The sequence below is a fragment of the Geodermatophilus sp. CPCC 205761 genome, from assembly GCF_051383655.1.
Taxonomy (GTDB): domain Bacteria; phylum Actinomycetota; class Actinomycetes; order Mycobacteriales; family Geodermatophilaceae; genus Geodermatophilus.
In genome coordinates this window covers 45,497-67,159 of record NZ_JALPKQ010000031.1, presented here as the reverse complement: position 1 = coordinate 67,159, position 21,663 = coordinate 45,497, and the positions used below count along the sequence as shown (strand labels likewise).

At 75.5% G+C, this 21,663-nt stretch carries 23 protein-coding genes; 11 read left to right on the top strand and 12 right to left on the bottom strand.

The genetic code is table 11. The annotated features are described in order from the left end of the window. Positions 1-319: 319 nt before the first annotated feature. Entirely contained in the window at positions 320-463 is a 144-nt protein-coding gene (locus MY526_RS18190; protein ID WP_436694105.1) for a hypothetical protein, read from the bottom strand. 19 nt (positions 464-482) lie between these two features. Next, positions 483-980: an N-acetyltransferase family protein gene (locus MY526_RS18185; protein WP_436704752.1), complete on the bottom strand. Its 498-nt coding sequence runs from the start codon at positions 978-980 to the stop codon at positions 483-485. An 82-nt stretch (positions 981-1,062) separates the two neighbouring features. Between MY526_RS18185 and MY526_RS18180 the strand changes: the two genes are divergently transcribed. Next, entirely contained in the window at positions 1,063-1,521 is a 459-nt protein-coding gene (locus tag MY526_RS18180) for a winged helix-turn-helix transcriptional regulator (RefSeq protein WP_436694107.1), read from the top strand. A 116-nt stretch (positions 1,522-1,637) separates the two neighbouring features. Continuing rightward, positions 1,638-3,119: a tannase/feruloyl esterase family alpha/beta hydrolase gene (locus MY526_RS18175; protein WP_436694108.1), complete on the top strand. Its 1,482-nt coding sequence runs from the start codon at positions 1,638-1,640 to the stop codon at positions 3,117-3,119. A gap of 9 nt (positions 3,120-3,128) precedes the next feature. Here the strand turns inward: MY526_RS18175 and MY526_RS18170 are convergent, their stop codons facing one another. Both MY526_RS18170 and MY526_RS18165 read right to left on the bottom strand, forming a co-directional pair. Further along, positions 3,129-3,449, bottom strand: coding sequence for an AzlD domain-containing protein (locus MY526_RS18170; RefSeq protein ID WP_436694109.1), 321 nt, complete (start codon positions 3,447-3,449; stop codon positions 3,129-3,131). Further along, positions 3,446-4,114 (bottom strand): AzlC family ABC transporter permease, encoded by a 669-nt coding sequence (locus MY526_RS18165; protein WP_436694110.1) that lies wholly within the window; start codon positions 4,112-4,114, stop codon positions 3,446-3,448. The genes MY526_RS18170 and MY526_RS18165 overlap by 4 nt, the downstream gene beginning before the upstream one ends. 98 nt (positions 4,115-4,212) lie before the next feature. Here MY526_RS18165 and MY526_RS18160 point away from each other — a divergent pair, with 98 nt between their 5' ends. The 3 genes from MY526_RS18160 to MY526_RS18150 are packed head-to-tail and all read left to right on the top strand — an operon-like array spanning position 4,213 to position 7,317. After that, positions 4,213-5,478: an FAD-dependent oxidoreductase gene (locus tag MY526_RS18160; protein ID WP_436694111.1), complete on the top strand. Its 1,266-nt coding sequence runs from the start codon at positions 4,213-4,215 to the stop codon at positions 5,476-5,478. After that, positions 5,451-5,930, top strand: a complete 480-nt coding sequence (locus MY526_RS18155) for a hypothetical protein (protein WP_436694112.1) — start codon at positions 5,451-5,453, stop codon at positions 5,928-5,930. Before MY526_RS18160 ends, MY526_RS18155 begins: the two co-directional genes overlap by 28 nt. 10 nt (positions 5,931-5,940) lie before the next feature. Then, on the top strand, positions 5,941-7,317 hold the full coding sequence (locus tag MY526_RS18150) for an FAD-dependent oxidoreductase (protein WP_436694113.1): 1,377 nt from the start codon (positions 5,941-5,943) through the stop codon (positions 7,315-7,317). A gap of 25 nt (positions 7,318-7,342) precedes the next feature. On the opposite strand, the gene MY526_RS18145 is transcribed toward MY526_RS18150, so the two are convergent. From MY526_RS18145 to MY526_RS18130, 4 genes are all read right to left on the bottom strand, one after another. Next, positions 7,343-8,212, bottom strand: a complete 870-nt coding sequence (locus tag MY526_RS18145; protein ID WP_436704751.1) for a cold-shock protein — start codon at positions 8,210-8,212, stop codon at positions 7,343-7,345. 179 nt (positions 8,213-8,391) lie between these two features. Beyond that, a complete protein-coding gene (locus MY526_RS18140) occupies positions 8,392-9,576 on the bottom strand; it encodes an LLM class flavin-dependent oxidoreductase (RefSeq protein WP_436694167.1) in 1,185 nt (394 codons plus the stop codon). Between the two features lie 205 nt (positions 9,577-9,781). Next, positions 9,782-10,624, bottom strand: a complete 843-nt coding sequence (locus tag MY526_RS18135) for an SDR family NAD(P)-dependent oxidoreductase (RefSeq protein WP_436704750.1) — start codon at positions 10,622-10,624, stop codon at positions 9,782-9,784. Beyond that, positions 10,621-11,037, bottom strand: a complete 417-nt coding sequence (locus tag MY526_RS18130) for an ester cyclase (protein ID WP_436694116.1) — start codon at positions 11,035-11,037, stop codon at positions 10,621-10,623. Before MY526_RS18130 ends, MY526_RS18135 begins: the two co-directional genes overlap by 4 nt. 203 nt (positions 11,038-11,240) lie before the next feature. Here MY526_RS18130 and MY526_RS18125 point away from each other — a divergent pair, with 203 nt between their 5' ends. Beyond that, positions 11,241-13,031, top strand: coding sequence for an FAD-dependent oxidoreductase (locus MY526_RS18125; protein ID WP_436694117.1), 1,791 nt, complete (start codon positions 11,241-11,243; stop codon positions 13,029-13,031). A gap of 25 nt (positions 13,032-13,056) precedes the next feature. On the opposite strand, the gene MY526_RS18120 is transcribed toward MY526_RS18125, so the two are convergent. Next, positions 13,057-13,878, bottom strand: a complete 822-nt coding sequence (locus MY526_RS18120; RefSeq protein ID WP_436704749.1) for a helix-turn-helix domain-containing protein — start codon at positions 13,876-13,878, stop codon at positions 13,057-13,059. Positions 13,879-13,915: 37 nt separating this feature from the next. Here MY526_RS18120 and MY526_RS18115 point away from each other — a divergent pair, with 37 nt between their 5' ends. Next, a complete protein-coding gene (locus MY526_RS18115; RefSeq protein WP_436704748.1) occupies positions 13,916-14,461 on the top strand; it encodes a TIGR03086 family metal-binding protein in 546 nt (181 codons plus the stop codon). Between the two features lie 8 nt (positions 14,462-14,469). Here the strand turns inward: MY526_RS18115 and MY526_RS18110 are convergent, their stop codons facing one another. Then, complete coding sequence (locus MY526_RS18110) at positions 14,470-15,438, bottom strand: anti-sigma factor RsbA family regulatory protein (protein WP_436704747.1); 969 nt, start codon at positions 15,436-15,438, stop codon at positions 14,470-14,472. A gap of 165 nt (positions 15,439-15,603) precedes the next feature. Here MY526_RS18110 and MY526_RS18105 point away from each other — a divergent pair, with 165 nt between their 5' ends. From MY526_RS18105 to MY526_RS18095, 3 genes are all read left to right on the top strand, one after another. Next, a complete protein-coding gene (locus MY526_RS18105; RefSeq protein WP_436704746.1) occupies positions 15,604-16,989 on the top strand; it encodes a cytochrome ubiquinol oxidase subunit I in 1,386 nt (461 codons plus the stop codon). Beyond that, entirely contained in the window at positions 16,986-17,987 is a 1,002-nt protein-coding gene (locus tag MY526_RS18100) for a cytochrome d ubiquinol oxidase subunit II (RefSeq protein ID WP_436694122.1), read from the top strand. The genes MY526_RS18105 and MY526_RS18100 overlap by 4 nt, the downstream gene beginning before the upstream one ends. A gap of 165 nt (positions 17,988-18,152) precedes the next feature. Continuing rightward, positions 18,153-18,827, top strand: coding sequence for a maleylpyruvate isomerase family mycothiol-dependent enzyme (locus MY526_RS18095; protein WP_436694123.1), 675 nt, complete (start codon positions 18,153-18,155; stop codon positions 18,825-18,827). Positions 18,828-18,830: 3 nt separating this feature from the next. Here MY526_RS18095 and MY526_RS18090 read toward each other — a convergent pair whose 3' ends face one another. Continuing rightward, positions 18,831-20,048: an MFS transporter gene (locus MY526_RS18090; protein WP_436694124.1), complete on the bottom strand. Its 1,218-nt coding sequence runs from the start codon at positions 20,046-20,048 to the stop codon at positions 18,831-18,833. Beyond that, positions 20,045-20,515, bottom strand: coding sequence for a heme-degrading domain-containing protein (locus MY526_RS18085; protein ID WP_436704745.1), 471 nt, complete (start codon positions 20,513-20,515; stop codon positions 20,045-20,047). The genes MY526_RS18090 and MY526_RS18085 overlap by 4 nt, the downstream gene beginning before the upstream one ends. 91 nt (positions 20,516-20,606) lie before the next feature. Here MY526_RS18085 and MY526_RS18080 point away from each other — a divergent pair, with 91 nt between their 5' ends. After that, entirely contained in the window at positions 20,607-21,653 is a 1,047-nt protein-coding gene (locus MY526_RS18080) for a YihY/virulence factor BrkB family protein (protein ID WP_436694126.1), read from the top strand. Positions 21,654-21,663: the final 10 nt, after the last annotated feature.

Below are 21,663 nucleotides of genomic sequence, written 5' to 3'. Positions count from 1 at the left end.
CGCCCGCGGCTGGCGGTTCGTCATGGACGCCGACGGCACCCTGCACGTCACCACACCGTCGGGAGTGACCCGGACGACCCGACCACCCGGATTGCACACACCGGCACCCGAGCCTGAGGCGCCGGCCGACCATCCGCCGCACTCACCAGTGCCGGCAGACGATCCGCCACCGTTCTGAGGAATGCGTGGGACCTGACGACAGGTCCACATGTCGACTGGCCGATCACTACCGCGCCGCGCCGTCCCCTTTTCGATCAACTGGCGTCTTCACCGGCGGCCTCGATCAGGTCACCAGACCCCTTCGAGGGCGGAGGGCCGCTCAGCGGCGCGTGGCCTGCGACCGCAGCTCGTGCGCGGACTCCAGCGTCGGGGCGGCGGCGAGCACCTGGGCGAAGGCGCGTTCCTCGCGCAGCCGGGCGCGGATCCGGCGGCGCTCGGCGAGGCGGGTGCGCAGACGGGACATGGCGGGTTCCTTCCGGAGGTCAGGCGCCGGCCGGTGCCGGCACCCGGGGGAGCGGGCTCACGACGGCGTAGACGCCGTCCTCGGGCGTGAGGGAGGAGTCGGGGAGCAGCCGCCGGACGAGACCGACGACGCGGTCGTTGTCGGCTTGGACCGACGCGGTGAGAGTGCGCACGCCGCGCCGTCCGGCCAGCTCGACGAGCTCCCGGAGCAGCTGACGGCCCACGCCGAAGCCCTGCCAGCCGTCCTCCACGAGGACGGCTACCTCGGCGGTGGACGGGTCGCCGGGCGGACGGTCGTAGCGCGCCACGCCGACCACCTCGCCGCCGACGACGGCGACCAGCGCCTCGCGGGCGTCGTGGTCGACGTCGACCAGGTGGGGAAGCGCACCGGCCGGCGGCGCGTGCAGGGGCGCGTGGAACCGGCGGTAGACGGTGTCCCGGGAGAGCCGGGTCCACAGCCGGCAGAAGAGTGGCCCGTCGTCGGCCCGGACGGGCCTGGTGGCGACTCCGATGTCCATCCCGACCTCCTGGGTTCGTCAAACGAACTCTCCTCCGGCCGAGTGAGTTCGTCAAGTGAACTCAGCGGGTTATGCTGACCGCGTGAGCGAAGCCCTGTGGGACCGGTCGCGGTGCTCGGTCGCCGGCACGCTGGCCGTCGTCGGGGAGAAGTGGAGCCTGCTGGTCCTGCGGGAGGCGTTCCTGGGCGTCCGCCGGTTCGCCGACTTCCAGCGGGTGCTCGGCGCACCCAAGGCGGTGCTGACCGACCGGCTGAACACGCTCGTCGACCAGGGCATCCTGCGGCGGGTGCCCTACCAGGCGGCCGGGGAGCGGCAGCGGCACGAGTACCGCCTGACGCAGAAGGGGATCGACCTCTATCCGACCCTGGTGGCCCTCATGCAGTGGGGGGACCGCTACCTGGCCGACGACGGCGACGTGCCGCTGGAGCTCAGGCACCGCGACTGCGGCGAGCCGGTCCACCTGGCCCTGGTCTGCGAGGCCGGGCACGAGCTCGGCGGCGCCCGCGACGTCCGCCCGGTCCCGCGCGTCCCCGCCGGCTGATCACCGGCTGAACGGCGGTTCCCGCCGACAGACCACCGGTCCGCCGACAGACCACCGGTTCCCGCCGGCGGAAGCCCGCGTGCCCGGCGTCCCTGCCGGCGGACAGACTGGCCGGCATGCCGGTGCCCGGGGCCTCGAGCCGCCTGTCCGCCCTCTCGCTGCCGAACACGACCGTCGACTCGGTCGTCGACGACCCGGGTGATGACACCACCCCGGCCTCCTGCCGGGTGCAGCTGACCGTCACCCACCCACCGGCCGGCGACCGGGTCACCGTCTGGGTGTACCTGCCGGCCGACGGGTGGAACGGCCGGTTCCAGGGCCGCGGCGGCGGGGGCTTCCTGGGCGGCTCGCCGGAGTTCCTCCTGGAGCCACTGCGCGCCGGCTACGCCTGCGCCGCGACCGACGCCGGGCACCCCGGGGGCGCCGCGACCTTCGCGCTCGACGCCCGCGGCCGGCTGGACTGGCAGGCGATCCGGGACTTCGGGCACGTCGGCATCCACGACATGACCGTCGCGGCCAAGGCCGTGGTGACCGCGTACTACGGCGAGCCGCCGGTCCGCTCCTACTTCCACGGCTGCTCGACCGGCGGCCGGCAGGGCCTGATGGCGGCCCAGCGCTACCCGGAGGACTACGACGGCGTCCTGTCCGGAGCGCCGGCGATCAACTGGCCGAGGATGCAGGTCGGCCAGATCTGGGGCCAGCTGGTGATGCTGGAGCGCGGCAACCCCGTCTCGGCGGCCAAGTTCGAGGCGGCGCTGGCCGCGATCGTCGACGCCTCCGACACCGTGGGCGACGGCGTCCGCGACCGCGTGATCGGCGACCCGCTGGCAGTGCGGCCCGACCCGGGGGCGCTGGTCGGGCTGCCGACGCCGGACGGCGAGCTGACCGAGGCCGACGTGGAGGTCATCCGCCTGATCGGGGAGGGCCCGCGCCGGCGCGACGGCAGCTTCCTCTGGTACGGCCTGGCACCCGGGGCGCCGTTCGCCGGCCTGCACGACACCGCGGTGGTCGACGGCGAGCTCGTCGGGCAGCCGTTCGCCTTCGACGTGTGGTGGATCGGCCTGTTCCTCGAGCAGGACCCGGACTGGGACTGGCGGACGCTGACCCACGAGGCGTTCGAGGCGTACTTCGACCGGTCGGTGGAGATGTACTCCGCCGTCCTGGCCGCCGACGACCCCGACCTGTCGGCCTTCGCCGACCGCGGCGGGAAGGCCCTGCTGTGGCACGGGGCGGCCGACTTCGGCATCCCGTTCCAGGGCACCGTCGACTACTACGAGCGGGTGCGGGCCCGGCTGGGCGCCGAGCGCACCGACGCGTTCCTGCGGCTGTTCCTCGCCCCCGGGGTCGGGCACTGCGGCGGCGGGGTGGGTCCGCAGCCGACCGGGCAGTTCGAGGCGCTCGTCGCGTGGGTGGAGGAGGGGGCGGCACCGGAGGAGATCCCCGCCGTCCGGACGGGAGAGGACGGGGCCGTCCTGCAGACCCGGCCGGTCTACGCCTATCCCGGCGTGGCCCGCTGGACCGGCGAGGGCGACCCGGACGACGCCGCGAGCTTCACCCGCGCCGAGGGCACCCGGCTGGTCCTGCCCCCCGGCCGCTGAGGCCCGCTCTCAGTCGACACCGAGGGCCCGCAGCCCGGCGGTCACGACCGCCGCGGCGAGGACGGCCACCAGCACGTGCGCCCGGCGCCACAGCAGCAGGCCGGCGGCCGCGACGCCGGCGGTGTCGGCACCGACGTGCAGCTCGGGGCCGTCGGCCAGCGCCGCGGTGACGACCAGCGCGGCCAGCAGCGCCGGGGAGAGCAGCACGACGACCCGCACCGCCGCCGGTGGGAGCTCCCGGTCGCCGGTCGCGGCCGGACCCACCCCGCGGGTGAGCGCGGTGGCGACCGTGCACAGGCCCACCAGGAGCCACCAGGTCCCCGCGCTCACCGGGGCGCCCGCAGGCCGACGAGCGCCGCCGCGGCCGCCACCAGCACCGGCAGGCCCGGCGGGGCCACCGGCACCAGGGCCAGCGCCACGGCGGCCCCGGCCAGCGCGACGCCCAGCCTCAGCCGGTCGCGCAGCTCTGCGGCGAGGATGGCCAGGAAGAACGCCGGGAAGACCGCGTCCAGGCCGAGAGCCCGGGTGTCGAGGGCCGGCGCGAACACGCCGACCACCGTGCCCAGCACCCAGAGCACGTACTGGATCCCGGAGTGCCCGAAGAGGTACTCCCGGTCGAAGCGGCCGTCGCCCCGGGCGGCCATCGCCCACGACGCGTCGACGGTGGCCTGCCCCTCGACGGCCCGCCGCAGCCGGCTGCCGCGCAGCGACGGGCCCAGCGCGAACCCCATGGGCACGAACCGGGAGCTGACCAGCGCCGAGGCGCCGACGGCGGCGCCGATCCCGCCGCCCGCGGTGACGATGCCGAGCGCGGCGAGCTGGCCGGACGCGGAGTACACGACGGCCGACATCACGACCGCGGCCACCGCCGGCATCCCGGCGTCGGTGGCGACCACGCCGAACGACACGGCGAGCACGAACACCGCCCCGCCGAAGGGAGCGCCGTCCCGCACGCCGTCCCGCCAGCCCCTGCTCCGCCCCGCCGCGTCGTCCACACGCCCTCCCGCGATCCGGCCGCCCGCCCGCCGAGCCTTGCCCGGACGACGGCGGTGGGTCGACCCTGCCAGGAGGCACCGACGACAGGGGGTCCGGGATGGCGGACGAGACGGTGACCTGCTGCATCGCCGGCGGCGGGCCGGCCGGGATGGTGCTCGGCCTGCTCCTGGCCCGTCAGGGGATCGACGTCCTGGTGCTGGAGAAGCACGGGGACTTCCTCCGCGACTTCCGCGGGGACACGGTGCACGCCTCGACGCTGCGCCTGCTCGACGAGCTCGGGCTGGCCGAGGCGTTCCTGCGGCTGCCGCACCAGGCGGTGACCCGGCTCGGGGTCACCACCGACGACGGCACCTTCGTCCTCGCCGACTTCGGCCGGCTGCCCGGCCGCTTCCCGTTCCTGGCCCTCGTGCCGCAGTGGGACCTGCTGGACTTCCTCGCCGACCGGGCCCGTGAGCAGCCGACCTTCCGGCTCCGCATGGACGCCGAGGTGGTCGGCCTGCTCAGCGAGGACGGTGCGGTGCGTGGCGTGCGGTACCGGCCCCCGGACGGCGGGGAGTCGCAGGTGCGGGCGACGCTGACCGTCGCCGCCGACGGCCGGCACTCCCGCGTGCGCGCGGCGGCGGGACTGCGGCTGCGCGAGTTCGGCGCGCCCATGGACGTGCTGTGGTTCCGGCTGCCGAAGTCGGCCGGCGACGGCGGGCCGGCCTTCGGCGGGGCCGGCCGGGTCACCCGCGGCCGCCTGCTCGTCCTGCTCGACCGCGGCGACTACTGGCAGTCGGCGTACCTCGTGCCCAAGGGCGGCTCCGCGGACCTGCGGGCGGCGGGTCTGGACGCCTTCCGGGCCGACCTTGCCGCACTGCTGCCGGCCATGCCCGCGGCGATCGGGGCGCTGCGCAGCTGGGACGACGTCCGGGTGCTCACCGTCCGGGTGGACCGGCTGCGCCGCTGGCACCGGCCGGGGCTGCTGCTGATCGGGGACGCCGCGCACGCCATGTCGCCGATCGGCGGGGTGGGCGTCAACCTCGCCGTCCAGGACGCTGCCGCGGCCGCGCGCCTGCTCGCCGGCCCGCTCGCGCGCGGTGCGGTGCGCTCCCGCGACCTCGCCCGCGTCCGCCTCCGCCGGCTGCTGCCCACCGTCGTCACCCAGGCCGTGCAGCGGCAGATCCAGACCCGCTTCCTCAGCCGGGTCCTGGCCGGCGACCGGCCGGTCGGCACGCCCGGCGTGCTGCGGCTGCTGGCCCGCTTCCCCGTGCTGCAGGGCCTGCCCGCCCGGTTGATCGGGATCGGCGTCCTGCCCGAGCACGCCCCGCCCCCCATCCCCTCGAGGAGGACACCATGCGGCGCACGGTCGACGGGCTGCTGATCTGGTTCGCGTTCTTCGGGCTGGCCGTCGGGGCCTGGCAGGCGCTCGCGCCCGCGTCGTTCTTCCACGACTTCCCCGGCTTCGGCCGGCACTGGGTCGACGTGGACGGCCCCTACAACGAGCACCTGCTGCTCGACGTCGGGCACGGCAACCTGGCCCTCGGGGTGGTGGCCCTCGTCGCCCTGCTGACCCGCGGGGTGTGGCTGGCCCGGGCGACCGGCCTCGCCGCCGTCGTGGCGAACCTGCCCCACCACCTGTACCACCAGCGGCACGTGCACGTGCTGGAGACGACCAGCGACGAGGTGCTGCAGACGGTGACCCTCAGCCTCGTCTCGGTGGCCGCCGTCCTGCTGGCGGTGCTGGCCTTCCGGCTCCCGGTGCACCCGGCCGGGACCACGGGCGGGGCTCCGGAGGCGCCGGCGCGCCAGGCGGCGGGTCGCCGGGTCCCCTAGCGTCCCCGGCGTGGGCACACGGGTGGTCGTGGTGGGCGGGGACGCCGCGGGCGCGAGCGCGGCGTCGCAGGCGCGCAAGCGGCAGCCGGACCTCGACGTCGTCATGTTCGAGCGGGGCCGGGCGACCTCGTACTCGGCGTGCGGCATCCCGTACTGGATCAGCGACGCGGTCGACAACGAGGCGGCGCTGATCGCCCGGACGCCGGAGCAGCACCGCGCCGCGGGCATCGACGTCCGGATGCGCACCGAGGTCGTCGGCATCGACCTCGACCGCCGGGTCGTGCACTGGCACGACCTCGAGGGCGGCAGCACCGGCATCGAGCCGTTCGACGAGCTGGTCTACGCGACCGGCAGCGTGCCGATGCGCCCGCCGGTGCCCGGGATCGACGCCGCCGGGGTCCACGGCGTCCAGGTGCTGGACGACGGCGAGGCGCTGCGGGCCGAGCTCGACAGCGGGCGGGTGCAGCGGGTGGTGGTGGTCGGCGGCGGCTACATCGGGCTGGAGATCGCGGAGGCCTGCCGGGTGCGTGGGCTGACGGTCACCGTCGTCGACCGCTCGGCGACCCCGGTGGGCACGTTCGACCCCGACATCGGGCAGTACATCGCCGACGCGGTGCGCCGGGAGGGCATCGAACTGGTGCTGTCGGACCCGGTGGCCGCCATCGACGTCGGGCCGGACGGGCGGGCCCGCGCCGTGGTGACCGCCGCCGGCCGGGAGCTGCCCGCGGACCTCGTCGTCCTCGGCCTCGGCGTGCGTCCCGACGTCCGCCTCGCCCAGGAGGCGGGCATCCCGCTGGGGATCTCCGGCGGGGTCGCCGTCGACGCGCGGATGCACACCCACGCCGAGGGCGTGTGGGCCGCCGGGGACTGCGTCGAGTCGCGGCACCGGCTCTCGGGCCAGCGGGTGGTCGTCGCGCTGGGCACGCACGCCAACAAGCAGGGGCGGGTGGTCGGCATCAACATCGGCGGCGGCTACGCGACCTTCCCCGGCGTCATCGGCACGGCCATCACCAAGATCTGCGAGGTGGAGGCCGCCCGCACCGGCCTCTCGACCGCCGAGGCCGAGGCCGCCGGGTACTCCTTCGTCACCGCGGCGGTCGACTCGACGACGAAGGCCGGCTACTTCCCCGGCGCCGAGCCCATCCGGATCAAGATGATCGCCGAGCGCCGCAACGGACGGCTGCTCGGCGCCCAGATCGTCGGCCGGCACCAGTCCGCGAAGCGGATCGACGCCCTGGCGATCTGCATCTGGAACGAGATGGGCGTCGACGAGATCCTCTCCCTCGACCTCTCCTACGCCCCGCCGTTCTCCCCGGTGTGGGACCCGGTGCTGATCGCCGCCCGCAAGGCCTTCGAGGCCGTGGAGGCCGACGTCCGCGAGCTGTGACGCCGGCCTCCACCCGCCCTGCCGGTCAGATCGGGTCGACGGCGTCGGCCTGCAGGCCGCGCTGACCCTGGCTGGCCTCGTACTCCACCCGCTGCCCCTCGTCGAGCGTGCGGAAGCCGCCCCGGTCGGGGATCGCGGAGAAGTGCACGAAGACGTCGGGGCCGCCGTCGTCGGGCTCGATGAACCCGAAGCCCTTGTCGGCGCTGAACCACTTCACCGTCCCGGTGGCGCGGTCGCCGCCACCGGAGCGGCGCGGCGCGGAGCGGTCGCCGCCCCGGTCGCCGCGCTCGGGCCGGTCGCCGCGCGGCCGCGACTCGCGGCCCTGGGGCGCCCCGCCCCGGCCGCGCTCCAGCGGCTGCACGAAGTCCGCCTGCAGGCCGCGCTGACCCTGGCTGGCCTCGTACTCGACCGGCTGGCCCTCCTCCAGGCTGCGGTAGCCGCCCTGGTCGGCGATCGCGGAGAAGTGCACGAAGACGTCGTCGCCGCCGTCGTCCGGCGCGATGAAGCCGAAGCCCTTCTCGGCGTTGAACCAGGAGACGGTGCCGGTGGCGCGCTGACCGCCGCCGGACCCCGACCGGCCGCCGTTGCGGCCTCCGCGGGACTCCTCCCGACCCCGGCCGTAGCCGGCGTCCTCCCGACCGCGGCCGTAGCCGGACTCCTCGCGCCGCGGCCGGCCGCCGCCGCCTCCGCCGGTCGGTCGCACCGTGTCGGCCTGCAGGCCGCGCTGACCCTGGCTGGCCTCGTACTCCACCCGCTGCCCCTCGTCCAGGCTGCGGAAGCCGCCCTGGTCGGGGATCGCGGAGAAGTGGACGAAGACGTCAGACCCTCCGTCGTCGGGCTCGATGAACCCGAACCCCTTCTCCGCGTCGAACCACTTGACCGTGCCCTGCGGCATCGTGTTGCTCCTGCACTCCTCGGCGTCGGCGGGTCCGTCCCGCCGGCCGTCGCCGCCGGTCCGGACCGGCGGCGCACCGCCTCCAGAGTGCCCTACGGGGACGACGGCGGTGCGCGCGCCGGTCACACCTCCACGAGCACCTCCGTCCCCGAGCCGCCGCGGCGGCACCCCCGCGCCGGTCAGGACTGGCCGGCGCCGGCCGGCTGCTGGCCGGCCTTCTCCTGCGCGTACCGGTCGGACGCCGCCTGGATCGCGGCGCCGTTCTTGGCGTCCAACTCGCTGTGCTTGCTGCGCGCCCACGCCTCGGCGGCGAGCAGCCGCTTCTGGGACGGCTGGAACGCCGGCATGACGTGGCGGGCGAAGAGCTCGAAGCTGCGCTGGGTGGCCTGCCAGTTCGCCCAGTCGTGCTGGAGCAGGATGTAGCAGCCGAACCCGCCGTCGGACTGGTCGACCAGCCGCTGGATCTGCTGGATCGCGTCGTCGGGCGTGCCCACGACGCCCCAGCCGCTGTCGTCGAGCCAGGCCAGCCGCTCGTCGAAGGTGTCGCCCGGGATGCGGACGGGCGGGAGCGCCAGTGTCTTCTGGGTGTACTCGACGAACGCGTCGAAGCCGTAGCGGATGTCCTCGACCGCCTGATCCCGCGTCTCGGCGAGGTGCATGGGGCCCATCAGCCGCCAGCGGGACCGGTCGGTGGGCCGGCCGGCGGCGGCCGCCTCGGCCTCGAGCACGTTCCAGTGGTGGGCGAGGACGTCGAAGCCCTCCTTGGTGGTCGCGCCGACCGAGAGCATGCCCAGCCCGTACTTGCCGGCCAGGGTGGGCCCGGTGGGGGAGGCGGTGGCGGCGACGGCGACCTCGAAGCACGGGTCCTGGTACGGGGCGAGCTGGCAGCGGGCGTCGACGAGCGTGTAGCGGTCGGTCGTCACCGACACCGGCTCGTCGGACAGCAGCAGGCGCAGCAGCACGTCGAGGTCCTCGTGCAGCGCCGGGCGCAGCTGGGCCGGCTCCAGGCCGATCATCGCGGCGTCCGTGGGGAGCGAGCCCGGACCGACGCCGAGCATGAGGCGGCCGCGCAGCAGGTGGTCGACGAGGATCGCGCGGTCGGCCACCCAGAGGGGGTTGTGGTACGGGATGGAGACCACGCCGGTTCCGAGCCGGATGGTGTGCGTGAGCGCTCCGACGTGGGCGATGAAGGTCAGCGGGTCGGCGATGATCTCCGTGGCGGCCGAGTGGTGCTCGCCGATCCACGCCTCGTCGTACCCCAGCCGGTCCAGCAACTGGATCGTCTCGACGTCGCGCTGCAGCGAGGTCGTCGGGTTCTGGGTGGGCGGGCTGTTGAACGGCGGCATGAAGATGCCGAAGCGCATCTTGTTCACGGGGCGGGCTCCTTCTGGTTCGACGGTGGACCAGGGCGCAGCCGGGCCGGCTGCGGGTCGGGGGCTGCGCGGTGGGCGAGCGGGAGCGCCGCGAGCTGCTGGAACAGCGGCGCCGGCTGCGACCCCGGCGAGTATGTCCCACGTCACACCGGGTCGGAGTGTGCGGTTCGCGGACACCCGGCGGAGTCGCGGCCGGTCAGCCCAGCGGCGGCAGGGGAGCGGAGCCGTCGACGATGGCGCGGGCCCGGGCCAGGATGGCCGGCTCGCGCCGGGTGTCGGTGAGCACGTAGAACCGCTGCGACCGGATGGCGTCGACGACCAGCCCGGCCACCTCTGCGGGCGGCCGGCCGGCGTCCACCAGCCCGGCCATGTGCTCGACCGACGCCTGCTCGGCCGGGCCGGACCCGGCCGACGGGCCCGCGGTGGCCGGCCGGTTGCGATCGGAGGTGGCGATGTTGGTGCGCACGGCGCTCGGGCACAGCACCGTCACTCCGACCGGGGCCCCGGCCTCCCGCAGCTGGAAGTGCAGGGCCTCCGACAGCGCGACGACGGTGTGCTTGGACGGGCCGTAGATGCCCAGGGTGCCCGCGAACAGCCCGAAGATCGACGCGGTGTTCACGACGTGCCCGGCGTCCTGCTCGAGCAGCACCGGAACGAACGCGCGGATGCCGTGCAGGACGCCCCACACGTTGACGCCCATCACCCACTCGAGGTCGCCGCGCGACGCCGTCCACACCGGCCCGTGCGGCCCGCCGACGCCGGCGTTGTTGCACAGCACGTGCACCGCGCCGTAGGTGGTGAGCGCGGCGTCCCGCAGCGCCTCGACCGACGCCTCGTCGGCGACGTCGGTGACCACGGGCAGGACGTCGGCCCCGTGCTGCCGGAGCGCGTCGGCCGCCGCGGCGAGCGCGGGCTCCTCGACGTCGGCCATGACCACGCGCATGCCCTCGGCGGCGAACCGCTCGCTCAGCGCCAGCCCGATGCCGCTGGCGGCGCCGGTCACGACGGCGACCCGGCCCGGGGCGACGACGTCGGTCACGACGGGTCCGCGGTCAGCTGGGCGTGCAGGCCGTGCAGGTCGGCGACCGCCCAGTGCTCGGTGATCCGGCCCTCGACGACGGTGACGATGTCGATGACCGGCCAGCTGACCCGGCGTCCGGTCGCGGGGACGCCCAGGTACTCGCCGCGGTGGGTGCCGGAGAAGGTCTGCCGGGTGACCACCTTGTCGCCGTCGGCGAGCATGTCGTCGACGGTCACCGCCAGGTCGGGGAAGGCGGTGCGCCGCGCCCGGAACAGCGCCGGCCCACCCTCCGGTCCGCGCGGCGCCCCGGGCGGCGCGGAGTGGTTGACGAAGTCCGGCGACCGCAGCTGCGCGGCGACCGCCTCGTCCCCGCTGTTCTTGAACTCCTCGACGAACCGCCGGACGACGGCCTTGTTCTCCTCGGTGGTCACGCGCGCTCCTCGTGCGGTCGGGCGGGGGGGGCGACCAGCCTCCCGGGCCGGCGGTGGCCCCGGCGAGGCCGCTTCCAGCCCCCGGGAAGGCCGGCGGAGGAGGCAACGCCGTGTGACGGTTGACACACCGGCCGTCCGGCAGTTGGGATCGGGGCCACAGCGGACAGTTGTCCGCGTTCCCGCCACCCCGAGACGAGGCCTCCATGACTGCTGCCGCGACGACACCCCGCCCCGCGGAAGGGCCGGCCGTCGCGGTCGACGTCCTCGTGGTCGGCTCCGGGCCGGCCGGCGCCTCCGCGGCGCTGTTCCTGGCCACGTACGGCACCGACACCCTGCTGGTCACCAAGTACGGCCGGCTCTCCGACACCCCGCGGGCGCACATCACCAACCAGCGCACGATGGAGACGCTGCGCGACGCGGGCATCGAGGACCGGCTGATGCGTGAGGCGACGCCCTGGCAGTACATGGGCAACACGACCTTCTGCACCAGCCTGGCCGGCGAGGAGCTGGGCCGGATCCCGTCGTGGGGCACCGACACCGTCCGGCACGCCGACTACGAGCTCGCCAGCCCGTGCGCGATGGTCGACGCCCCGCAGACGATCACCGAGCCGATCCTCGTCCAGGCCGCGCAGGAGCGCGGCGCGCGGATCCGCTTCGACACCGAGTACGTCTCCTCCGTGCAGGACGCCGACGGCGTGACGACGACGCTCCGGGACCGGCTGAGCGGCGCCGAGTACACCGTCCGTTCGCGGTACCTCGTCGGGGCCGACGGTGCGCGCAGCAAGGTCGCGGCCGACCTGGACCTGCCCTTCGAGGGCCCCGGGGCCGTCGCCGGCGCGCTGAGCATCGTGTTCGAGGCCGACCTCTCCCACCTGGTCGCGCACCGGCCGTCGGTCCTCTACTGGATGCTGCAGCCGGGGGCCGAGCGGGAGGGCGTCGGTCTGGGCGTGCTGCGCATGATCAAGCCCTGGCACGAGTGGATGCTCATGTGGGGCTACGAGGTCGCCGCGGGGCCGCCCGACCTCAGCGACGAGATGGTGCGGGAGCTCGCGGTCGCGCTCGTCGGTACCGACGACTTCGAGATGCACGTGACGTCCCGGTCGCCGTGGACGGTGAACCACCACTTCGCGACGACGATCGCCCGTGGCCGGGTCTTCTGCGCCGGCGACGCGGTCCACCGGCACCCGCCGACCAACGGGCTGGGCTCCAACACCTCCATCCAGGACTCCTACAACCTGGCGTGGAAGCTCGCGCACGTCGTCGCCGGGACGGCGGACCCGTCGCTGCTCGACAGCTACGACGCCGAGCGCGCGCCGATCGCGCGGCAGATCGTCGAGCGGGCCAACCAGAGCATCGCCGACACCGGGAAGATCCTCACCGCCCTCGACCTGGAGCACACCCAGGCCGACCACCTCGAGGAACAGCTGGCCCTGTGGAAGTCGCCCGGTCCGGCGGGGGAGAAGATCCGGACGGCGTTGCGCGAGGCGATCGCCTACAAGGCCTACGAGTTCGACGCCCACGGGGTCGAGCACAACCAGCGGTACGCCTCGTCGGCGGTCGTCCCCGACGGGACGCCGATGCCCGAGTACCGCCGGGACCCGGTGCTGTACGCCCAGGCCACCACCTGGCCCGGCGCCAAGATCCCGCACACCTGGGTCACCGTCGGCGGCCGACGGACGTCGACCCTCGACCTGGTGGGGCGCGGCCGGTTCGGCGTGGTCACCGGGATCGGTGGCGAGGCCTGGCTGGAGGCCGCCGCGGAGCTGGGCGCCGAGCTCGGGCTGACCTTCACCCCGGTCTCCATCGGCCCCGGCCGGCCGGTCGAGGACCCGTACGGCACCTGGGCCGACCTCCGCGAGATCGAGGACGCCGGCGTCCTCCTGGTGCGCCCGGACCTCTACGTCGCGGCCCGGCACCTCGGCGCACCGGCCTCGGCCGCCGAGGCCCGGGACTGGCTGGGCGGGGCGCTGCGCCGCGTCCTGGGACGCGGCTGACCCGGCCGCCCGGTACGGCCTCGCGTCAGCGGCCGTACCGGGCGGCGAACTCCCCGGGGCGCATCCCGGTCACCCGCACGAAGTCGCGGGTGAGGTGCGGCTGGTCGGCGTACCCGAGCAGCGCGGCGACCTCGCCCACCGTCGTGTCGCCGTCCCGCAGCCGCCCGGCCGCCTCCTGCAGCCGGCGCCGCTGGATCAGCCACTTCGGGGTCAGGCCGAGCCGCCGGTGCACCAGCCGCTGCAGCGCCCGACCCGAGAGCCCGAACTCCGCGCACACCTGGGCCACCCGGACGACGTCCCGGTCGGACTCCACGAACGCCACCACCCGGTTGACCAGCTCGCCCTCGGCGTCGACGGGCAGCAGTGGGCGCAGGGCGTCGGCGAAGGCGGACACCGCGGCCCGGTGGGCGCCGGGGGAGTGCGGGTCGCCGGCCATCGCCGGGCGCACCCGCTCGACCAGGCGGTCGCCGTCGGACCCCAGCACGTCGGCCAGCTCCGCGTGCCGGTCGGTGTAGGCGGCCATGGAACCGCGCGCGACCAGGGAGCCGGCCGCCGGGGCGCACAGGACGCCGACCGCCCACCCGTCCCCGGTCAGGACGGTCGTGGACAGCCCGGAGGCGACCCCGTAGAAGCGGGCGTAGCCGGAGGCCACGACGAGCAGGGCCACCGGGTACTGCAGCACCTTCTGCGGAGCCTCCCGGCCGGGCGGCACCGACCACACCGGGATCCAGAACCGCTGCACCAGCCCCTCGAAGCCGGGGTCGGGGTCGTACCGGTGGATGACGTGCGAGGCGTCGTCCGGGTCCCTGAGGTGGGCCCGCTCGATCCGGTCGCTGTCGGCTTTCATCAAGACCCATCCTGACCCGGCTGCCTACGGTGCGGGCATGACCACCACCGCCGCCCTGTACGAGTCCGTGAACCGACCGCTGAGCGCCGTCCTCGACGCCGTACCGCAGGACGCGTGGGGGGAGGACTCGCCGTGCGCCGGCTGGACGGCGCGCGACGTCGTCCGCCACCTGGTCACCACCCAGCGCGAGTTCCTCGCCCGGCACGGCGTCGACCTGGGGGAGGAGCCGGACGTCGACGGAGACCCCTCCGCCGCCTGGCGGGAGCACGCCCGGCGGGTGCTCGCGGCGGTGTCCGACGAGGCCGTCGCCGGGCGCGGGTTCGACGGGTTCTTCGGCCCGACGACGGTGGGTGCGGCGCTCGAGCAGTTCTACGTGTGGGACATGGTGGTGCACCGCTGGGACGTGGCGCGGGCGACCGGCGGGGACACCGGCCTCTCCGAGGCCGAGCTCGACCGGGTGGAGCGCGGGGCCGACGCCTTCGGCGAGGCCCTCTACTCGGAGGGCGTATGCCGGCCGGCGGTCGAGGCACCCGCCGGGGCGGACCGGGCGGTGCGCACGCTCGCCCGGCTCGGGCGGGGCTGAGGGGCTGCTCAGCGCAGGTGCGTGGCCAGCCGCACCGTGACGCCGCAGGCGTCCTGGGTGATGTCGACGTGGTCGCACAGCTGGCGGGCCAGCCAGAGGCCCATGCCCCCGCGGGAGAGGTCCTCGCCGTGTGCGGGGCCGTAGCCGGCGAAGGGGTCGTCGAAGCCGGGCCCGCGGTCGCGGATGCGGCAGACCACGGTGCCCTCCGACGCCCACAGGCTCAGGTCCACCGGCGGGCCGCCGTGCCGCGCCGCGTTGGAGAGCATCTCGTCGGTCGCCAGGAGGAAGTCGTCGACCAGGTCGCGGTGGCCGCGCACCGTGGCCAGCTCGGCGGCGACGGCGTGCCGCAGCGCGATGAAGTCGGCGACGTCGCGCACGTCCAGCCGCGGGGGCGTCTCCTCCAGCGGCTCCGGCAGCACGGGGAGCTCCCGCAGGTACCGCGCGGGCTCGACGAAGTCCGGGTTGGGTGCGTAGCCCGTGGCGGTCGCGAGCACCGGGTGGGTGGCCAGGGCGGCGGCCAGCACCGGGTCGGGCAGCTGCTGGGTGTCGAAGACGCAGGTCCCCGAGATCGGCCAGGGGGACAACGCCTCGTTGAGGACCGCCTCGTAGCGCTGCCACTCCAACCGGTCCCGCTCGGTGCGCCCGAAGTCGATCTCGCCCACGACGCGGATCCGGGCCGCCCCCTCGGCCACGAAGCGGTCGGCGAGCCGGCGGAACGCGGTGATCGCCGTCGCGGTGCGCCGGTCGTAGGTGTCGGCCCGCGGGACCAGGTGCACGCCGGGGGCCGCGTCCACCGCCTCGAGGAGGGCGTCGGCGGTACGGGTCCCGGTGGCGAGGACGACCGGCTCACCGGCGGCCAGGCCGTCCTGGACGAACGGCGCGGCGGCCGTGACCAGCTCGTCCAGCGAGTCGTAGAGGAGGGCGGCGTGCGTGTAGGCGTCGGCCGGGCCGTCCCCCGTGCGCGCCGCGGTGTCCACTGCCGCCCCTCTCCGAGCCTCGACCGTCCGGTATCCGCCCACGGTAGCCAGGGTCGCGGCTGCCCCGCCCGGTGACACCGGGCGACGCCGGACACCCCCGGGGCGATTGCCGGGGGACGGCGGCCCCCTCATGCTGCGGGGAGCGGCTCGGGAGCGGAGATCGGGATGGACCCCTCGCTGGTGCTGGCCGACGCGGCGGAGAACCTGTACCCGGCGCGGATGCAGATGGCGGTGTCGCTCGGCTGGCACATCGTCTTCGCCTGCTTCGGCATCGCCTTCCCGCTGCTCACCGTGGTCACCGAGTGGCGTGGGCACCGGCGGGGCGACGCGGACCTCCTCGGCCTGGCGCGCACCTGGGCCCGGGCGATGGGCGTGCTGTTCGCCGCCGGCGCGGTGTCGGGGACGCTGCTGTCGTTCGAGATGGGCATCCTCTGGCCGGTCCTCATGGACCGCTTCGGCGAGGTCTACGGCTTCCCGTTCGTGCTGGAGGGTTTCGCCTTCTTCATCGAGGCGATCTTCGTGGGCGTCTACCTGTTCGGCTGGGACCGGCTCTCGCCGCGGGCGCACGTGCTGAGCGCGGTGCCGATGATCGTCTCCGGCATGGCCGGCGCCTTCTTCGTCGTGGCCGCGAACGCGTGGATGAACAACCCCACCGGGTTCCGGCTGGACGAGGAGGGGCAGGTGGTCGACGGCCGGCCGTGGGCGGCGATGTTCGGGCCGTCGACCTGGCCGCAGGTCACGCACATGCTGCTGGCCGCCTACATGGTCACCGGCTTCACCGTCGCCTCGGTCTACGCCGTCGGGATGCTGCGCGGCCGCCGCGAGCGCCGGCACCGCATGGGTCTGCTGATCCCGCTCGCCGTCGCCGCGGTCCTCACGCCGGTCCAGATCGGGGTCGGGGACTGGATCGCCAACGTCGTCGCCGACAACCAGCCGGCCAAGCTGGCGGCGATGGAGGCCCAGTTCGAGACGAGGGCCGGCGCCCCGCTCTCGGTCGGCGGTCTCTACGTCGACGGCGAGCTGCGCTGGGCACTGGAGATCCCGAACGGGCTGTCGCTGCTGGTGCACCACGACCCCGACGGCGTCGTCCTCGGGCTGGAGGAGTTCCCGGCGGACGAGCGGCCGCCGGTGAACGTGGTGCACCTGGCCTTCGACGTCATGGTGTCCCTCGGCTTCCCGCTGCTGCTCGTGGCGGCCTGGTCCGGCTGGAGCTGGTGGCGGCGCCGGCGCCTGCCGGAGACCCCGTGGTTCCTGCGGGCGGTCGCGGTGTCCGGAGCGGCCGCCGTCGTGGCCATGGAGGCCGGCTGGATCGTCACCGAGGTGGGCCGCCAGCCCTGGATCGTGTACGGCGTGCTGCGCACCGCCGACGCGGTCAGCCCGGCGCCCGGCCTGTTCGCGGGGTTCTACGCCGTGGTGGCGGTCTACCTGGTGCTCACCGTGCTGACCGCCGTCGTGCTCCGGCGGCTGGCGCACCGCGCCGACACCCCCGCGCCGCAGGAGGCCGACGCCCGGCCACCGGATCCGCACAGCGGTGAGGTGGCCCTGCGATGACGATCGCGGAGGCGGTGCTCAGCACCATGTTCGTCGGCCTGGTCGCCTACGGCCTCTTCGGCGGAGCGGACTTCGGCGCCGGCATCTGGGACCTGCTGGCCGGGGGCACCCGGCGCGGCGCCCCTCAGCGGGACCTCATCGAGCGGTCCATCGCGCCGATCTGGGAGGCCAACCACGTCTGGCTGGTCTTCGTGCTCGTCGTCCTGTGGACGGCGTTCTCCGGGGCGTTCGCCGCCGTGGTGAGCACCCTCTACATCCCGCTGACCCTGGCCGCGTTCGGGATGATCGCCCGCGGGTCGGCGTTCGCCTTCCGCAAGAGCGTCACCACGCTCGGCCTGCGCCGGGCCCTGGGCGCCGGGTTCGCGTTCTCCTCCCTGGTGACCCCGTACTTCCTGGGCGCCGTGGTCGGTGGGGTGGCCTCGGGGCGGGTGCCGGCCGGCATCGCGGCCGGGGACGTGGTGACCAGCTGGGTGAACCCGACCTCGGTGCTGGGCGGCGTCCTCGCGGTGCTGGTCTGTGCCTACCTGGCCGCGGTGTTCCTCTGCGCGGACGCCCGTCGCGAGGGGGCCGACGACCTGGCCGCCGCGTTCCGGCTGCGCGCGCTGGGGACGGCGGCGCTGACCGGCCTGACCGGCATCGCCGGGATGTTCGTGCTCCGGGCGGACGCGCCCGTGCTGTTCGAGGGCCTCACCGGCCGGGCGCTCCCCGTCGTCGTCGTGTCGGTGCTGGCCGGGCTGGCCGCGCTCGGGCTGCTGGCGACGCGGCGCTACGTGCCCGCGCGGGCCGCCTCGGCCCTGGCCGTCACGGCGATCCTCGTCGGCTGGGCGGTCGCCCAGTACCCGTACGTGCTGCTGCCGGAGCTGACGATCGAGGAGGCCGCGCGCGGCCGGGCGACGCTCGTGGCGGTGCTCGTCGCGCTGCTCGGAGGGGCGCTGGTCCTGCTGCCGGCGCTGGCCTACCTCTACGTGCTGTTCCAGCGGCCCGCCCGCCAGGATTAGCCGGCGCCCGGACGGGACAGGAAGGGCCGGGCTGTCCGGACCGGCTGCGAGGTCGCAACCCGCCGGTCCCGCCCCCGTGGCGGGCCGACCTGGTGCACCAGCCGCTCGACCGCGGCGGCCCGGCCCCCGGCGATGAGTTCGGCGCCGCCCGGCCGTCTGCCCGGTGTGACCCGCCCCGGAGCCTCCGCCGTCGCCCGCCGTCGTCCCCGCGTCGCCCACCTCGACGACGTCCGGGACGAGCGGCTGTCCCTCGCCGACCTGCTCGACACCCTCTCCGCCGAGGAGTGGGCCACGCCGTCGCTGTGCGCGGGGTGGACGGTGCACGACGTCGTCGCGCACCTCACCCTGTCGCCGCAGCAGCGGATCTGGCCGACGCTGGTGCGCGTGGCCCGGACCCGGGGCGACTTCGACCGGGCGGAGGCGGAGTGGGCGCGCGAGCGCGCCGCCCGTTACCGGCCCGCCGAGCTCGTCGGGCAGCTGCGCGCGACCGCCGGGGTGGACTCCCGGCTGCGGCTGAGCGGTCCGCTGGACCCGCTGGTCGACATCCTGGTGCACGGCCAGGACGTCGCCCGGCCGCTGTGCCGGCCCCGCGAGGTGCCGGCCCGGCGGGCGCTGCCCGCGCTGCGGCACGTGTGGTCCAGCGCCTTCTACCGCCGGCCCGACCGGCGCTTCCGCGGCCTCCGGCTGGTCGCCACGGACGCGGACTGGTCGGCGGGGGAGGGCTCTCGGGAGGTCCGCGGTCCGGTCGGGGACCTGTTGCTGCTGGCCACCAACCGCCCGGCCGCGCTGCCGGGGCTCACCGGCCCGGGCGTGGCGGAGGCCGCCGCCCGGCTGGCGTGAGTCTCAGCGCGCCGGCGTCGCGGCGGCCGCGGGCGCGAGCACCCGGCCGACGACCACCACGCCGACCCCGGCGAGGACGACGGTCAGCAGGGCCACCCGCAGGCTGCTGGCGTCGGCCAGCACGCCGACCAGCGGCGGGGAGAGCAGGAAGCCGATCCGCAGCAGCCAGTTGATCACCGTCAGCCCCAGGCCGGCGGGCAGCCCGGGGAGCTCGTCGGCGGCGGCGTACACGGCCGGCACCAGCGTCGCCACCCCCAGGCCGGCCAGGGCGAACCCGACCAGCGCGGTCGGGAGGGACGGGAACGCCAGCGCCCCGCCCATCCCGGCGGCGATGAGCGCCCCACCCAGCCGCGCCACCCGGCGCTGCCCGAACCGGTCGACGACGCGGTCGCCGGTGAGCCGCCCGACGGTCATCGCCACGGAGAGGGCCACGAACCCGAGACCGGCCGCGGCCGCGCCGGCCCCCAGCTCGCCGCGCAGGTAGAGCGCGCTCCAGGACGAGCCCGCGTCCTCGACGAAGGCGCCGCACGCCGCCAGCACGCCCAGCGCCGCGAGGGCCGGGAGGGCGTCGCGGCGGCGGAGGCGCCGGCCGTCCACGTGGGTGGCCGGCGGCGTCCGGTCGTCGTCGTCCGGGCCCGGCAGCAGCGCCCGGTACCCGAGCAGCGCCAGGGCGGCCGACACCACCGCCGACCCGGCGAGGTGCACGCCCAGGGGGATGCCCAGCCCGGCCGCGGCCGAGCCGAGCAGGCCGCCCGCGACCGCGCCGATGCTCCAGACGCCGTGGAAGGCGTTGAGGATCGACCGGTCGTAGCGGCGCTGCACCCGCAGACCGTGGGCGTTCTGCGCCACGTCGACGACGGCGTCCAGCGCGCCGGCGACGAGCAGCACGGCGGCCAGCGCCGGCCAGGAGGGAGCGACGGCGGTCCCGGCGACGGCGGCGGCGAGCAGCACCAGCCCGCCGGACGCCACCCGGCCGGAGCCGAGCCGGCGGATCAGCCACGCCGAGGAGAGCGCGGCCAGCAGGGCGCCGAGCGGCAGCGCCGCCAGCGCCGCGCCCAGGGAGCCGTTGGAGAGCCCGAGCCGCTCCTTGACCTCGGGCAACCGCGGCACGAGGTTGGCGTAGAGGACGGCGTTGAGGAAGAAGCACAGGCCGACGGCCAGGCGCGCCCGGCGCAGCGCCGGATCGGCCGACTCCGGGCGGCGCACGCCGAGCCCGCTCACCGCCCGAGGTGCGCGCGGATCGCCGCGACGACCATGCGGTGGTCGTCGAGCTGGGGCAGCCCGGAGACGACGACGGCGCCGACCGGGCCCACCGACCGGACGAGGACGGGGAAGGCGCCGCCGTGCGCGGCGTACCGCGAGGGGTCGAGGCCGAACTCCTCCTCGAACGTGGTGCCGCGTTCGATCGAGGCCTGCCGCACGTAGAGGCTGCTGTGGCCGAAGCGGTGCACCACCCGCGTCTTGCGCTCGATCCACTCGTCGTTGTCGGGGGTCGCGCCGGGAAGGGCCGCGGAGAACAGCCGGTGGCCGTTGCGGACGACCGCGACCGCGACCGGTGCGTCGGCCCGGCGGGCGGCCGCGACGAGGGCCGAGCCGAGGTCCCAGGCGTCGTCGTTGGTGAAGCTGGTGAACTGCAGGTCCTGCTCCTCGGCGGCGAGCTCGGCGAGCGGGGGGAAGGCGTCGGCCATGCGCCCTTCCTACCCGGGCGGTCCGACCGACTGTCGGCGCGCCCAACGGGTAGGGCTGGGAGCACGGAGCGGGCAGGGGTGGGCCATGGGCATGACCGAACGGCTGGACCGGTACCAGCGGCGCCACCCGGGCGCCGGCTTCCCCATCGCGGTGCTCTACAAGTTCCTCGACGACGACGGCCACTTCCTCGCCGCCCTCATCACCTACTACGGCTTCCTCGCGCTGTTCCCGGTGCTGCTCCTGCTGGCCACCGTCCTCGGCCTGGTGCTGGCCGGGAACCCGGAGCTCCAGGCACAGCTGCTGGACTCCGCGCTGGCCGAGTTCCCCGTCATCGGCGAGCAGCTGGGCACGCCCGAGCGGCTCGGCGGCGGCTTCACCGGCGTGGTGGTCGGCGGTCTCGTCGCGCTCTACGGCGCGCTGGGGCTGGGGCAGGCGATGCAGCACACCATGAACACCGTCTGGTCCGTGCCCCGGCACAGCCGCCCCGACCCGCTCACCTCCCGGGGACGCAGCCTGCTGCTGCTGTGCACCCTCGGCGTGCTGGTGCTGGCCAGCACGGTGCTCTCCGCGGTGGGCAGCGGCGCGGCCGCCTACGGCGGTGGCTTCAGCGGGCTCCTGCACGTGCTGATCACCGTCGTCTCGGTGCTGGTGAACGCCGCGGTCTTCGTGCTCGGCTTCCGGATCACCACCGCCCGCCGGCTCACCGCCCGGCAGGTGCTCCCGGGCGCGCTGGGCGCGGCCGTGCTGTGGCAGCTGCTCCAGTCCTTCGGCGGGGTCTACGTCGCCCGGGTGGTGGCCAACGCCAGCGCCGTCGACGCGGTGTTCGCCCTGGTCCTGGGTCTGATCGCCTTCATCTACCTGGCCTCGACCGCGCTCGTGCTCTGCGCCGAGGTGAACGTCGTCCGCGTCGACCGGCTGCACCCGCGGGCGCTGCTCACCCCGTTCGTCGACCACGACGACCTCACCGAGGGTGACGAGCGGGTCTACTCCGGGGCGGCCCGCGCCCAGCGGGCGGTGCGGCACCAGCGGGTCGACGTCTCGTTCGAGGGGAGGACGGGCGACGCGGACGAGCCGGCCGGCGAGGGGCCCGCGGACGAGGGTGCCGGCGCCGTCGACGAGTCCGGGCCGCGGCGGTGAGCCCGCCCTG